The organism is Lysinibacillus sp. VIII_CA, assembly GCF_049943995.1.
GTDB lineage: Bacteria > Bacillota > Bacilli > Bacillales_A > Planococcaceae > Lysinibacillus > Lysinibacillus pinottii.
This window is the reverse complement of the sequence record NZ_JBNFXM010000003.1, coordinates 29,755-43,845: the sequence shown is the minus strand read 5'-3', so window position 1 is coordinate 43,845 and position 14,091 is coordinate 29,755. Positions and strand designations below refer to the sequence as shown.

Here is a 14,091-nt window from a genome sequence, read left to right as displayed (position 1 = left end):
TGGAGGCAAGTAAGTATGAAGGAACATTATTATACAATCGGTGAGGTTGCCAAACTGTCGAATCTATCTGTTCAAACTTTACGCTATTATGATCAGATTGATTTATTTAAGCCTGCATACACTGATACTTATACCAATTATCGCTATTATAAAGATAGTCAAGTTTTTTATTTAGACATCATTAAATCACTTAAATATATCGGTATTTCACTAGAAGATATAAAAAAGGCGCTCAAATTAACGTCTGAAGAACTGCTTGACTTTTTAGCACAGCAAGAGCTAAGAATTGATGATAAAATTTCACGATTGAATGAAGTAAAAAACACATTATTAAAAACCAAAAAGCAATTACAGGAACAAATTGATATCCCCTTCTTTGGTGAGGTATATATACAGGTAGAGGAAGCGATGCCTATTCTACAAGTGACAACTAACAAATTAACACCAACTTCTAGTACCAATACATATTACGCAACCCTTACAAAAATTATTGAGAAAGAAGGCAGTGTATTAAATAGTCGCTATGGTTGTATATATCCACTCGCTCCCTATGAAGATGTGAATGCAATTATTTATGATGCTATTTTCACCCCGCTATTAACAGAGCGTATTTTTTCGAAGCTATCGTCAAACATTGAACAAACAATTATACCTGCAGGTACATTTGTATGTATCGCATTTATCTACCATCCGGATACCTATTTTTCTTTTTATGAAAAATTAAGAAATTATGTGATGGCTCAGTCAGAGGCTTTTGAATCCCAAGTTTATGAGCTCTATATGCCCGCTACTCTTACTATAGAGCATGAAAAGAAATTCATTGTTGAATTAAAGGTTCGCAAAAAACAATAAGATATCATCTTCCTTTATGTATAACTCTCTACATTAATTTCCAAACTGATAAAAAACATTAAAATTGAAAACAAATCTTTTGACCCTATAGTTACTATAGGGTTTATCGTATTACATGGAAATATTCTAGTAGAATGTCAATTTCATGTATCGTGAACGAATAAAAGGAGAACTTTATGAGCAAGAAACAAAATATAACATTAGCAATTTTACTATCGAATCTATTCATTGCCTTTTTAGGTATTGGTTTAGTCATTCCTGTTTTACCAACCATCATGAATGAGCTTCATATTTCGGGCTCCGTCGTTGGGTATATGGTTGCAGCCTTTGCCATTACGCAACTGATTGTGTCACCTATTGCAGGTAAGCTAGTCGATAATATTGGCCGCAAAGTCATGATTGTTGCAGGGCTTTTTATTTTTGGACTTTCAGAGTTTTTATTTGGATTAGGACGTTCCATTGAAATACTCTTTATCTCTCGAATGCTAGGTGGAGTCAGTGCGGCCTTCATTATGCCTGCCGTCACTGCTTATATTGCCGATATTACTACACTATCTCAACGCCCAAAAGCTCTTGGCTATATGAGTGCAGCAATTAGTACAGGCTTTATAATCGGTCCTGGAATTGGAGGATTTTTAGCCGAATATGGTACGCGGGTACCATTCTATGCGGCAGGTGTCCTTGGCCTTGTAGCAGCCATCTTTTCCTTCATATTATTAAAGGAACCAACACGAGCTGGAGATAAGGAAGATACACCAACATCCATGTTAGGTAGTGCAAAGCGAGTATTTAGCCCGCTTTATTTCATTCCATTTATTCTTATTTTCGTCCTATCATTTGGCTTAGCAGCGTTCGAATCATTATTTAGTTTATTCGTCGATCATAAATTCGCCTTTACGCCTTCGGATATCGCCATTATCATTACAGGCAGTGGGATTGTGGGTGCATTGGCACAATTATTACTATTTGATTGGCTGACAAAGAAAATGGGAGAAATTAATGTCATTCGTTACTCGCTAATCCTCTCAGCCGTTTTAACATTTGCTATGACCATCGTCAATCATTATTTTGCCATCTTATTTGTCACATTCTTTATTTTTGTCGGTTTCGATTTAATTCGTCCAGCTGTCACTTCATATTTATCTAAAATTGCTGGTAATGAGCAAGGGTTTGTTGGTGGCATGAACTCTATGTTTACAAGCCTAGGTAATATTTTCGGTCCTATTTTAGGCGGGATACTGTTTGATATTAATTTGAACTATCCCTATTACTTTGCGACAATTGTTTTAGTGCTAGGTGTCATCCTTGCGTTATTCTGGAGAAAGCCAAAGCATATTGAATTATAAACTTACAGCGATACAATATTATGAATGAATTTCCAAATAACAAAGGATTGCCCAAAGATGAATGAATCATCTTTGGGCAATCCTATTCGTTTTATTCATGTGCCACAGTTTCTTCTTTTTCGAAGTGAATCCCTGTAATATGCACATTTACTTCTGCTGTTTCCAGTGCTGTCATATTAAAAATAGCTTGGCGTATCTGTGTTTGTACTTCCTTCGCTACCTTAGGAATGGCATATCCATATTTCACAGAGCAAAATACATCAATAGCGATTTCACCCGTTTCTGTTACACCTGATTTAATGCCTTTATTGTGTACTTTTTTACCGAAACGTTCCACGACACCTGTCGCAATATTACCACGTGTTGCAGCAATGCCTTCGATCTCATTTACAGCGATTCCAGCCACAACTTCGATAACCTCTGCCGCTACTTCAATTTTTCCAAGCTCTTCTTTTCCAGAAGGTGTTGGTTGTACGAAAGATTGTCCTACTTTCTCTGCCATACAAATATCATCCTTTCCCTTACACATCACAAACAAATGCTGTACTTACATTTATTATACTATAAAAAGGAAGGTTTGGCTGTCGAAAGCCGTTTTAATTTATAAAGAAGCTTGATGAAATGATTATTTATTGTTCCTCAACCTCTATTAAATAAATTCCGCTATCAAAGCCTCCACGCTCCGTTTTCTTATGTTTACGAAAGGACTCAAGCTCTTCATAGCTTACACCTAGCACACTAATTGCTGTATGTACTAGCTCTAAAATATCTACTAATTCCTCAATCGCTTCTTGTTCAGTAGTAGCTTCACGAAACTCCCTAGCTTCCTCGAGCATTTTTGCTTTCACTTCCGTTAAAAACTCAATTGGTTCTAGTGTACGTGCACGATAAGTTAAGCCTTTTGAATCTATGATTTCTAACATATTATCTCTCACGAGTTTATTGTATACTGGCATCCCTATTTCCCTTTTCAACTGTTGTACTTAAATATTTTGTAGTCCCTTTTCTCATTTACTTTAACCGCTCTGTACGTCATGATAGAAATATCTCAAGTCAAAAAACGCTGCTAGTCAACATTTTAAAGGAAAAAGGAATGCTCCGCTCTTTGTTATCTTCAAAGCTTCTGATTTCTCAAAGGTTATTGCTTACCTTTAAATGATAATTCCTCTCCCAAAATAAAATACCACTGTCATCTGCAATTACAAAATAATTACCACTAAATGAAAATCCAAAACAATACAAAAAACCTCTATAAATGCGAACACAATTTTTATTGTGTCCTTCAATAAGACAATTCTCAAACGCAGGTTGATAAATAACATCCTCACATGGATAAAGAGGAGATACTTTTTGTAAACAATCCCCGAAACTATTACTGATTGGCAGTATGCTCCCACCATATTTACCTGCCAATTTAATTGATTTATCTTTTAAAACATCAAAACCTTCACAAATTAATAAGGTTTCATCTAATTCAAAGTTATCTGTATAATCGCGAGTAATTTTCTCTGCTTTTGCTAGGTCAATAATTCCTCTACCATTACTAGATACGACAAGTAATAAATCGGATGATTCATCAAACCCGAAATATTCAAGACCACCAATACTAAAATTACCCTTAAATGTCCAACCATCTGGACTTTCAGCATATGGTATTTGTTCTAATTTGTTATAAATATTTTTTCTATGTTTCTCGAATGCCTCGCTTTTAAAATAATCCATAATAACCTCCATAATTAAACAACTATTAAATATCATTTAGTTGAATAGTAACAAGTTTTAGGTAATACATCTATTATTTTTAAAATTAAACATCAATTTGCAATAATAGTGTTATTAGGTAGTTCATTAATTTCATATTTTAGATTATATATTTCTGATTTATAGAATCAGTATTATTTAAATCGGAGATACTAACTAATACGCTGCTTATTTTATGCACAAAAAAGACCCCCTAACGAATCGGTTTCGTTAAAGGGTCTAAAAATCGGATACTCCGTTTTGTTTTATTCCTAATTCTATTCCGTTGACAAATATCGCTCAACTTTTCCGCAAGCTTCCCGACTATTAGCCGAGACGGTTAAACCGTTGATACGGCTTACTTCACTTTTTCTGCAACACCCAATACATCATTCTCTTCAAGGAACTTCGTATTGAATTGTGCTGATTTGAACACGTCGTTGTTCATGAGTGCTTGGTGGAATGGAATGGTTGTGTTAATTCCAGGTCCAGATACTTCAAATTCACTTAGCGCGCGATTCATTTTCGCAATCGCCTCTTCTCGTGTATTGGCATGTACAATTAGTTTTGCCACCATTGAATCATAGTATGGTGGAATTGTATAACCTGCATAAACAGCAGAATCAATACGTACACCATAGCCGCCTGGCGTTACATACGTATCAACAGTTCCTGCTGAAGGCATGAAGTTTTTGTAGGCATTTTCTGCGTTAATACGGCATTCAATTGCCCAACCATTTAATTGTATATCATCTTGAGTGAAAGGAAGTTTTTCACCAGATGCAATCTTTAATTGTTGTTGTACAAGATCTACACCAGAAATCATTTCTGTTACTGGGTGCTCTACTTGAATACGAGTATTCATTTCCATGAAGTAGAACTTGTCTTCTTGATAGTCATAAATGAACTCAATTGTTCCAGCACCTTCATAGTCACAGGCTTGAGCTGCTTTTACTGCAGCTGCGCCCATTTCAGCTCGGCGTTCAGAAGAAAGAGCTGGAGATGGAGCTTCCTCTACTAACTTCTGCATACGACGTTGAACAGTACAGTCACGCTCGCCTAAATGCACGACATTACCATAGCCATCCGCTAAAATTTGGATTTCACAGTGACGGAAGTACTCGATGAATTTCTCTAAATATACGCCAGGGTTACCGAATGCAGCAGCAGCCTCTTTTTGCGTAATATCAATACCTTTGACAAGATCTTCTTCTGTACGTGCTACACGAATCCCTTTACCACCACCACCAGCAGTTGCTTTGATGATTACAGGATAACCAATTTTAGCAGCCCATTCTTTACCTGTTTCGATATCTGGCACAATACCAGTACCAGGAACAAGCGGAACTCCTGCTGCTTCCATCGTTGTACGTGCTACGTCCTTGATACCCATAATTTTAATGGAATCAGATGATGGACCGATAAACTTAATGCCAGCGTTTTCACAAGCTTCTGCAAAATCAGCGTTTTCCGATACAAAGCCATAGCCTGGGTGGATACCGTCAGCACCTGTTTTTTCAGCTACACTAAGTAGGGCTGGGAAGCTAAGATAAGAATCTTTTGATAGCTTCGGACCAATACAATAGGCTTCGTCTGCTAATTTCACATGTAATGCGTCTGCATCTGCTTCAGAGTACACAGCAACTGATTGAATGCCTAACTCTTTACAAGCACGAATAATACGCACAGCGATTTCGCCGCGGTTTGCAATTAAAACTTTTTTCATGGATTTGCACTCCTTACTCAGCTTTTACAAGGAATAATGGTTGGCCGTATTCTACTAATTCGCCATCTTTCACAAGTACTTCAACGATTTCCCCTTGCACTTCTGCTTCAATTTCGTTGAATAATTTCATTGCTTCTACGATACATACAATTGTTTCGTTCCCTACTTTGTCGCCTGCTTTTACGTAAGCTGGTGAATCTGGGTTTGGTGATTGATAGAAAGTACCAACCATTGGAGATACAATTTTATGTAGCGATGGGTCGTTAATCGCTGGCGCGGCTGCAGCTGGTGCTTCTTCCACTTTAGCTGGCGCTGCTACAGGAGCTTCTGCTGGTGCAGATTGTTGTACAACAGGTGCTACTACTTCTTTTTTAGGTGCTACAGTTTCTGTCACAACAATATTATTCTTTTTTAACTTAACTTTTGCGCCATCTACCTCATACACAAACTCGTCAATTGAAGAAGAATCTACTAATTTAATAATTTCGCGAATTTCTTGAATTTTGAACATTTCTAACTCTCCTTATGAAATAAAATCTACTACAATAACTATTTTATATTTTTTCGAATCAATTTGAAACAGTTAAATGAAAATTAAGTAAATATGAACAAAATAAAAGGCTTTCCTTTACTAAGCGAAAGCCTTTTCATAACGCTGATATATAACAACGCCCTTTGAATAAACTAAAAATTTATTATTTTCTATATTTTTAATAAGTATTCGCGCTGAACTTTACTTGTACATCATTTGCGCCTTCCATCTCTGTTCTCACTAAGTATATAATTTCATTTGCTTGGGATTTTGATAATTCTTCAGCCATAACTGTAACAGAAACTTTCTCTCCTTCAGCGCGAACAAATGCATCAGAATAACCTAATGATTTAATGAGCATTTCAAGCATCGCTTCTGCTGATTCTCGTTTAATAAGACCATCCATTTCATTGAATGCCTCATTTTTTTCGTCAGCGGAAGATTCTTCTGAAGCAATTTTTTGTGTTAGCTGCTCACGAAGTTGACTTCTTTCATCACTAACTTGCATACGCATTTCTTCGAATAAATGACTCGGTGAAGAAACTTCTTGTGTCACATCATTCGTTGCTTTCTGATCTGTAACACCACTTACAGCTGTTTGTTGTAATGTATCATCCGTAAAAATAGTAAGGCCATTGAACTGTTTTGCTGGATCAACCAAATAATACACTGAAATGACTGCTACTAAACTTAATAATGTCATAAACCAAACTGTTCTTCTACGTACGCGCATTTACTTTTCCTCCTTATTTTCCATTGGAACGATAATAATTCGATGAATCGGCAACTGCATCACTTGACTGACGACTGCACGAATTTCATTTTTCACAAAGATATCGGATGCACCTTCTGAAACAACTAGCATTCCTGTTACGTTTTTCGCGCCTTGCTCAGTCCCTCGAAAATATTGGCTGAATAGTTTATTGGCATCTTGATCATCTGTCATCTCTCCATAATAAAAATAGACTTTAACCTCCCCAACACCTTGCATTGCTTTCAGTGTTTGCTCAAGTTTTTCTTCATTAGAGAGCGGTGAACCTTTGTCGTTCGTTGAATTCGTTTGATACATAGGCAAAATGATGAAAATACCCACGGAGGCAGCTACCAGTATTAAAACCATTAATGACGTTGTTTTTTTTCGTGTCTTTTCCACATCACTTGTACATTGCCTCCTTTCATCTTCTCTTTTTCAAGTGTATGTACGCTTGTTTCTTCCTATGAATTGATAAATGGAATCTTTAATAGCAATTGCAAAAATACTAACGTGATGACCAATTTTGTGAGCGAAATTATTTCCTTATCATCCGTTAGAAACACAAAAATCTGACAAACAAACAGCAATGCCAATAAAAGAATCAATTTATCTCCCCCCTGCCATAACTTGTACGAACACAATGAGGAAAAAACAAGAGAACATAAATGAAAAAGCAATCAGAAATGATACAGCACATAAGGTAAATAGGGATTTACTAATTTGATCGAGTAGTCTACAAATATCATCAAAGGCAATTGGTTCTAAAATAGCTGCCAGCATTTTCAAAGAATAGGCACTGACAACAAGTTGAACAGTTGGAATAAACGATACGGTTATAACTGCAATAAAGGCACTAATGCTTGTAAGGGAGGATGTAAATTGTGTCATATGCTGAAACATCGAAAAACTATCAACTATAAACGAACCAACAACCGGAATATTTTCTTCAATTAACTTTTTGACCGGCTCAGCAACAGCTGCATTGACGCTAAACGCTGCCACCCCACCTGCGGTCATCAATAGGACATAGCAAATAACAGAGGCAGAAACGATACTCATAATGGTAAAACGAATTAAATCTGCGATTCTTGTAAAAGAAATTTCCTTGACAATCACACTGCACACATCAAAGACAATGGCTAATAAAACACCTGGAATAAGCCACTTACTACTAATAATGGTGAGAACTTGTACAAAAAACAGCAAAAATGGCTGCCAGGATGCAATGGCTGTAATACTACTAGATAACATAAAGCTTGAGGTCAAAATAGGATAGAACGCCGTAAATAAATGGGCTAGTCCTTGTGCAATTTCATCAATTAATGTAAAAGATTTAACAACAACTGGTCCTATCGTCGCTAAGACAATTAGAAAAAAGAGGATTCTTGTCCCTTTTTCAAATTCTGGTAATAGCATATTGATAATTAAAATAATGATGACATAACTACAAAGCAACAGTGTCATCTTGAGCAAGAGAAAGAATGGGTCGATTAAAAACGAAAGTATTTGCTCCTGCAATGGCTTCGCTCCTTAGTTTAGCCTTTGTAAAATGGCCGACACCTCCTGTAATACAGCCAAAAATTCTTTGAACCAATACAATAAAATAACAATTTTCACCGCTGTAAAAACAATGCTCCCGAGCACTTTATAGTTATGTTCTACAAGCAGCAATGACACCCATTGCCCGACATAGAACATACTTGCACTAATTAAGATAGCCTTTGCATAAGGCAAAAACGCAAGCGTTTCTAAAAGTTGCTTGACGAAGGGCAATAAAAGTGTCGAGAACAGCATGCCAAAAAGCAAAAAAGAGAACATCACACTTATTAGCGCGTGGAGTGGCTGTATGACTTCTTTTATTAGCAATAATAAAAGCAGCATGACAACAGCAACGATAACAATTTCCATTTACCCTACCCGGAAGATGTCAGCCATTGGAAGAATGTGAGAATTTCATTAAAAAATAGACGTAAAAATCGGAGTAATTCTGCTGTCATATATAAGTAGGCAATGAAAAATAGGAAAAATGAAAATTCCTTCTTCCCCGTTTGATCGAAGAAAACATGAAGAAGCGCAACTACTAGTCCCACTCCAGCAACTCTTAATACGTCTTGTAATTCCATTCCTACGCCCCCTCGTGTACAGCAATATATGTTGCTCTACCAAAAAAAAGACCTCTATACAGTTGTATAGAGATCTTCTATCTAAAAATTTTATAGCCATTTATCTACAATACTTTGGACCGTACCAGCATGTTGTACAAGATGGCTATTTTCGCCCATCCACATCGATAAATATTCGGCATTGCCCTGTTTGGCACTTTCCTTACGAATAGTTGTCGTTAAATAATTTTGCAACGGATATGGTGCAACTGTCGCGTCCTTCATACGTTTAGTAAAATCATTGGCTATGCCTCTTGCTGGTTTTCCCGTAAATGCGAGTGTAATGGTTGTTTCCTGCTCTTTTGATGCCAACACCGCATTTTTATAGAGCGGAGAAATTTCGCATTCTTCTGCCACCAGTAAAGCCGTCCCCACTTGAACTGCTTGTGCACCGCTCTCTAAAGCCTTCTGAATATCCTTCTTCGTCACGAGGCCCCCCGCTGCGATAATAGGAATAGCTATTTTTCCTGCTACCTGTTGCAGCAAGTCATATAAAGGGATTAATTGGAGCGGGGCTGTAAAGGAACCTCGATGACCGCCAGCTTCTCCACCTTGTAGGACCACTGCATCCATGCCAGCCTGCTCAACTAGTTGAGCCTCCTCTAATGTAGTGGCTGTCCCAATTGTATATACCCCATGTTCCTTTAACTGTTTCAGTACCTCTGCTGACGGAATACCGAATGTAAAAGAGCAAATCTTCACCTTCTCCTCAATAACCGCTTGTACTTGTCCAGCAAAAACTTCCTTGGATACAACGCTTTGTACAGGCGACAGTCCAAGCTCATCATAAAAAGGTTGAAGTGCCATGCGAGCCTTTTGTAAGACCTCGATATCAATTTGTGGCTCCTCTTGTACGAAAAGATTGACCGCAAAAGGCTTGGTCGTTAGCTTCTTTACTTCCTGAATAAATTGCTTAGTTTGTTCACCATCTAAGTAACCTGCACCTATGGAGCCTAATAACCCTGCCTCGGTACAGGCTACCACGAATTTAGGTGATGTTACACCTGCCATAGGTGCTTGAATAATAGGATGTTGACTATCTAGTATTGTTTGTAGCATAACTCTCACTCCTTATGATTATTGTAGACATTTCTCCCAATAATGACCATCTATCTGATGGTAGAAACTTGGAGGGAGACACGAAAAAAAGAGACCGTTTCTCTATCCATTATCACAATGTCCCTGTCCTTTCACAAGAAATGTATAAGAAAAAAATAAAAACCTACTCTTTCAATAAAAAAGAGTAGGTTGAGGATTAATAATAATTAGGCACGAGAAACGTAAGAGCCCTCTTCTGTGTTAATAATTAGTACATCACCTTGGTTGACGAAGAAAGGTACTTGTACAATAAGACCTGTTTCAAGTGTAGCAGGTTTAGTGCCGCCTGAAGCTGTATCACCTTTAATGCCTGGTTCTGTTTCAGTTACCTCTAATTGAACCGTGTTTGGTAATTCAACACCTAGCATTTCACCTTGGTAAGATTGAATATGAACTTCCATGTTTTCTTTTAAGAATTTCAATTCATACTCGATTGCTGATGAAGCTAGTTCAGTTTGCTCGTATGATTCTAGGTCCATGAATACATGCTCGTCACCTTGTGCATATAGATATTGCATTTTACGGTTATCGATTTGTGCTTTTTCTACTTTTTCACCAGCACGGAATGTTTTTTCATTCACTGAGCCATTACGTAGGTTACGTAATTTAGAACGTACGAAAGCAGCACCTTTACCTGGTTTAACGTGTTGGAAATCTAACACGCGATATAATTGGCCATCAACAACAATTGTTAGACCTGTACGGAAATCGTTTACTGAAATCATTTGTGTTCCTCCAAAGTTTATAAAATAATGAGTTCTTTTGACGAATGTGTGAGTAATTCATTCCCCGTCTCAGTGATTAAAATATCATCCTCAATACGGACACCACCGATACCAGGTAAATAAACACCCGGTTCAATCGTCACGGCCATACCTGGCTCTAGCACTGCATCAGAACGCATCGATAAGCCAGGGCCTTCATGTACTTCAAGACCGATACCGTGTCCTAAAGAATGACCAAATGCTTCGCCATATCCTTTTTCTTTTAAGTAGTCACGTGCAATAGCGTCCGCTTGAATACCTGTTAATCCAGGACCCACTTTTTCAAGTGCTAACAGCTGAGAAGCAAGGACTGCATTGTACATATCTACTAATTTTTCAGATGGTTCTCCAACAGCCACAGTACGTGTAATATCCGAAATATAGCCATTGTATAGCGCACCAAAGTCTAATGTAACAAAGTCGCCTTTTTCAATCACTTTATCCGTTGCAACGCCATGTGGTAATGCTGAGCGAAGACCAGACGCAACAATTATGTCAAACGAAGACTGAGTCGCTCCTTGTTTACGCATGAAAAATTCTAATTCATTCGAAACTTCAAGCTCTGTTTTACCAGGCTTGATGAAGCCTAAAATATGTGTAAATGCGTGATCTGCAATTTCACACGCAGCCTTAATAATATTAATCTCTTGTTCCGTCTTAATCAAGCGAATTTTTTCAATTAGCCCAGAAATCGGCACTAAATCAGCTTGAATGTTCGATTTATACAGTTCATATGTGCCGTAGCTTACAGTATCTCTCTCAAAGCCCAGTAATTTGATGCCCATATTTTTTACTTGTGTAGCAATCTCTTCAATAATGGTCGCTTCATGCTTAACAATTCGGAAGTCCTGAATTTGTGTGGCAGCTTGTTCTGTATATCGGAAATCTGTAATAAAAACAGCATCATTTTGGGACACAATTGCTACGCCCGCTGTCCCTGTAAAACCAGTCATATAGCGGCGGTTATACCCATTCGTAACTAAAATGCCATCGATATTTTGTTCTTGAAGTGCTTTACGTAGCTTTTGTAATTTCAACATAATCAATTCTCCCTCTCGATAAATGTACGTAGTGCCAGTTCATAGCCTTTCGTACCTAGTCCACAAATTTGACCAAGGCAGGCCGGAGCAAGATAGGAATGATGACGGAAAGCCTCACGTTTATGGATATTGGAAATATGTACTTCGATTACTGGCACCGTAATCCCTGCAATGGCATCATGTAACGCGATGCTTGTATGGGTATATGCACCAGGATTAAAGATAATGCCATCATACTTTTCGTCTTCTGCTTCATGCACCCAGTCCACAAGTACCCCTTCGTGATTGGATTGACGAAATTCAACAGTGGCACCTAAAGAAGCCGCAAGATTTTGAACATTTTCTTTAACATCATCCAATGTTTCATGTCCATAAATATGTGGCTCTCTTTTTCCAAGTCGATTTAAGTTAGGTCCATTCAAACATAATAACTTCACGCTTCTATTCGCCTCTTTCTATGTACTTGCCATTTATTTTATCATACAAGGCGCATACAGCAACTAATTTCCTTTTTGCGCCGTATGCTCCCGCTGATGAAAATTAGCTGTTTCTAACAAGAACCGTAAAAGACAAACCACCACAACTATGAATGGAATCGAAAGCTTTTTAAAGGAAGAAAGTTGTAATGGTAAATCTAATGCAATCCACTCTAATGTAATTGTTACAAAAAGCCCTAGTAGTAGTGAAGAAAAGACAGCCGGAATAACATAGACATAGCGCATTGTCATATATACCAATAATCCGATAATGAATAAAAGAAGTATAAAGAAGGTCCAATGAAATAGCTTAGAGCTTTCTTCAAACCATCCCCATTTCTTATAAAACCCAATCGGATGCCATTTAATGAGATTAAAATAATGTAAGCCTTTTAAGCACAATGCTAAAACAAGAGCATTTACCAGTGCCGTTATTGTTCCTATTTTCACAATTTTTCCTCCATTGCATACTAATCATTTCCTAAAATGTACGATTAGTGTAGCCATATAGAAAATTTACTATGCGTAACTGTAGAGGTTTTTGACTAAATTTAGTACAATGGTACAGTTGAAATATATAAAGAGAGTGGTGTTAGCCTTGAGCAATTCACCTGTATACGGGGGACAAGCACAATTAGAAGGTGTGATGTTCGGAGGAAAGGATCATACAGTTACTGCCATTCGTCGTAACGATGATTCCATTGATTATTATCATTTTAAAAAAGTACAAAAACCTATTTTACAAAAGCTTAAAAAAATCCCATTTGTTCGAGGCGTGGTCGCACTGATTGAATCAGCAGGCTTAGGTTCTCGTCATATGCAATTTGCTGGGGATCGTTATGATGTGGTACCTGGCGAAGAAGAAGAAAATAAAGAAGAAGGCTCCAAACTTCAAATGATACTTGGCGTTGCTGTAGTAGGTATTCTTTCCTTCTTATTTGGAAAATTTGCCTTTACACTAATTCCGGTTTTTATAGCTGATTTTTTCTCTAAATGGATTGAAGGAAAAACGGGTCAAATTTTACTTGAAAGCGGTATTAAACTATTATTACTGCTCACATATTTATATTTTATTTCGTTAACGCCTCTCATTAAACGAGTATTCCAATACCATGGGGCGGAGCATAAAGTCATCAACTGCTATGAAGCTGGTTTAGACATTACAGTGGAGAACGTCCAAGCACAATCACGTCTACACTACCGTTGTGGTAGTAGCTTTATTCTTTTCACAGTCTTTGTCGGCATGTTTTTATATTTCTTTGTGCCAACGGACCCGCTGTGGCTACGTATTTTAGATCGTATATTATTAATTCCCGTAGTACTAGGAATATCATTTGAAGTATTACAGGCAACAAATGCTTGCCGTAATATTCCTGTATTACGATTCCTTGGCTATCCTGGTCTATGGCTTCAATTGCTAACGACTCGCGAACCAAAGGATGATCAAGTGGAAGTTGCCATTGCATCCTTTAATATGCTACTTCAAGTAGAGCAACAGCCAGAAATAGCAGCAACATTAAATCATGATTAAGGAAAAGGCAGTCCCAACGTAAGTTGTTGGAACTGCCTTTTTTATATAGATGCGAGCCTTGCATTTTTCG

General features: G+C 37.5%; 18 protein-coding genes. 3 read left to right on the top strand and 15 right to left on the bottom strand.

Translation table 11 applies throughout. From position 1 onward, the window contains the following. Positions 1-15: 15 nt before the first annotated feature. Entirely contained in the window at positions 16-852 is an 837-nt protein-coding gene (locus tag ACP3VS_RS05615; protein WP_036164103.1) for a MerR family transcriptional regulator, read from the top strand. 176 nt (positions 853-1,028) lie between these two features. Next, a complete protein-coding gene (locus ACP3VS_RS05610) occupies positions 1,029-2,198 on the top strand; it encodes an MFS transporter (protein ID WP_197150118.1) in 1,170 nt (389 codons plus the stop codon). Positions 2,199-2,289: 91 nt separating this feature from the next. On the opposite strand, the gene ACP3VS_RS05605 is transcribed toward ACP3VS_RS05610, so the two are convergent. The 15 genes from ACP3VS_RS05605 to ACP3VS_RS05535 form a co-directional block, all read right to left on the bottom strand. Further along, the gene (locus tag ACP3VS_RS05605) at positions 2,290-2,700 is read right to left on the bottom strand and encodes an Asp23/Gls24 family envelope stress response protein (protein WP_012295066.1); all 411 of its coding nucleotides are present in this window, start codon (positions 2,698-2,700) and stop codon (positions 2,290-2,292) included. Between the two features lie 127 nt (positions 2,701-2,827). Further along, positions 2,828-3,154 (bottom strand): nucleoside triphosphate pyrophosphohydrolase, encoded by a 327-nt coding sequence (locus ACP3VS_RS05600; RefSeq protein ID WP_036162060.1) that lies wholly within the window; start codon positions 3,152-3,154, stop codon positions 2,828-2,830. 175 nt (positions 3,155-3,329) lie between these two features. Beyond that, the gene (locus ACP3VS_RS05595) at positions 3,330-3,920 is read right to left on the bottom strand and encodes a hypothetical protein (RefSeq protein ID WP_200990483.1); all 591 of its coding nucleotides are present in this window, start codon (positions 3,918-3,920) and stop codon (positions 3,330-3,332) included. 376 nt (positions 3,921-4,296) lie between these two features. Next, complete coding sequence (accC, locus tag ACP3VS_RS05590) at positions 4,297-5,664, bottom strand: acetyl-CoA carboxylase biotin carboxylase subunit (protein WP_031417401.1); 1,368 nt, start codon at positions 5,662-5,664, stop codon at positions 4,297-4,299. 13 nt (positions 5,665-5,677) lie between these two features. After that, positions 5,678-6,175, bottom strand: coding sequence for an acetyl-CoA carboxylase biotin carboxyl carrier protein (accB, locus tag ACP3VS_RS05585; protein WP_012295084.1), 498 nt, complete (start codon positions 6,173-6,175; stop codon positions 5,678-5,680). A 199-nt stretch (positions 6,176-6,374) separates the two neighbouring features. Beyond that, a complete protein-coding gene (locus ACP3VS_RS05580; RefSeq protein ID WP_325881643.1) occupies positions 6,375-6,929 on the bottom strand; it encodes a SpoIIIAH-like family protein in 555 nt (184 codons plus the stop codon). After that, positions 6,930-7,349: a hypothetical protein gene (locus ACP3VS_RS05575; RefSeq protein WP_031417400.1), complete on the bottom strand. Its 420-nt coding sequence runs from the start codon at positions 7,347-7,349 to the stop codon at positions 6,930-6,932. A 207-nt stretch (positions 7,350-7,556) separates the two neighbouring features. Beyond that, a complete protein-coding gene (locus ACP3VS_RS05570) occupies positions 7,557-8,468 on the bottom strand; it encodes a stage III sporulation protein AE (protein ID WP_031417399.1) in 912 nt (303 codons plus the stop codon). 12 nt (positions 8,469-8,480) lie between these two features. Continuing rightward, complete coding sequence (locus tag ACP3VS_RS05565) at positions 8,481-8,858, bottom strand: hypothetical protein (protein ID WP_325881644.1); 378 nt, start codon at positions 8,856-8,858, stop codon at positions 8,481-8,483. 5 nt (positions 8,859-8,863) lie between these two features. Then, on the bottom strand, positions 8,864-9,073 hold the full coding sequence (locus tag ACP3VS_RS05560; protein ID WP_012295089.1) for a hypothetical protein: 210 nt from the start codon (positions 9,071-9,073) through the stop codon (positions 8,864-8,866). 90 nt (positions 9,074-9,163) lie between these two features. After that, positions 9,164-10,171 carry an NAD(P)H-dependent flavin oxidoreductase gene (locus ACP3VS_RS05555; protein ID WP_012295090.1) on the bottom strand — a complete coding sequence of 336 codons (1,008 nt, stop codon included), beginning with the start codon at positions 10,169-10,171 and terminating at the stop codon, positions 9,164-9,166. Positions 10,172-10,377: 206 nt separating this feature from the next. Continuing rightward, positions 10,378-10,935 (bottom strand): elongation factor P, encoded by a 558-nt coding sequence (gene efp, locus ACP3VS_RS05550; RefSeq protein ID WP_031417398.1) that lies wholly within the window; start codon positions 10,933-10,935, stop codon positions 10,378-10,380. A gap of 17 nt (positions 10,936-10,952) precedes the next feature. Beyond that, positions 10,953-12,014: a M24 family metallopeptidase gene (locus ACP3VS_RS05545; RefSeq protein ID WP_012295093.1), complete on the bottom strand. Its 1,062-nt coding sequence runs from the start codon at positions 12,012-12,014 to the stop codon at positions 10,953-10,955. Positions 12,015-12,016: 2 nt separating this feature from the next. After that, complete coding sequence (gene aroQ, locus ACP3VS_RS05540) at positions 12,017-12,451, bottom strand: type II 3-dehydroquinate dehydratase (protein WP_031417397.1); 435 nt, start codon at positions 12,449-12,451, stop codon at positions 12,017-12,019. A gap of 63 nt (positions 12,452-12,514) precedes the next feature. Next, positions 12,515-12,940: a hypothetical protein gene (locus ACP3VS_RS05535; RefSeq protein ID WP_012295095.1), complete on the bottom strand. Its 426-nt coding sequence runs from the start codon at positions 12,938-12,940 to the stop codon at positions 12,515-12,517. A 109-nt stretch (positions 12,941-13,049) separates the two neighbouring features. On the opposite strand from ACP3VS_RS05535, the gene ACP3VS_RS05530 reads away from it, so the two are divergent. Beyond that, positions 13,050-14,021 (top strand): DUF1385 domain-containing protein, encoded by a 972-nt coding sequence (locus tag ACP3VS_RS05530; RefSeq protein WP_012295096.1) that lies wholly within the window; start codon positions 13,050-13,052, stop codon positions 14,019-14,021. Positions 14,022-14,091: the final 70 nt, after the last annotated feature.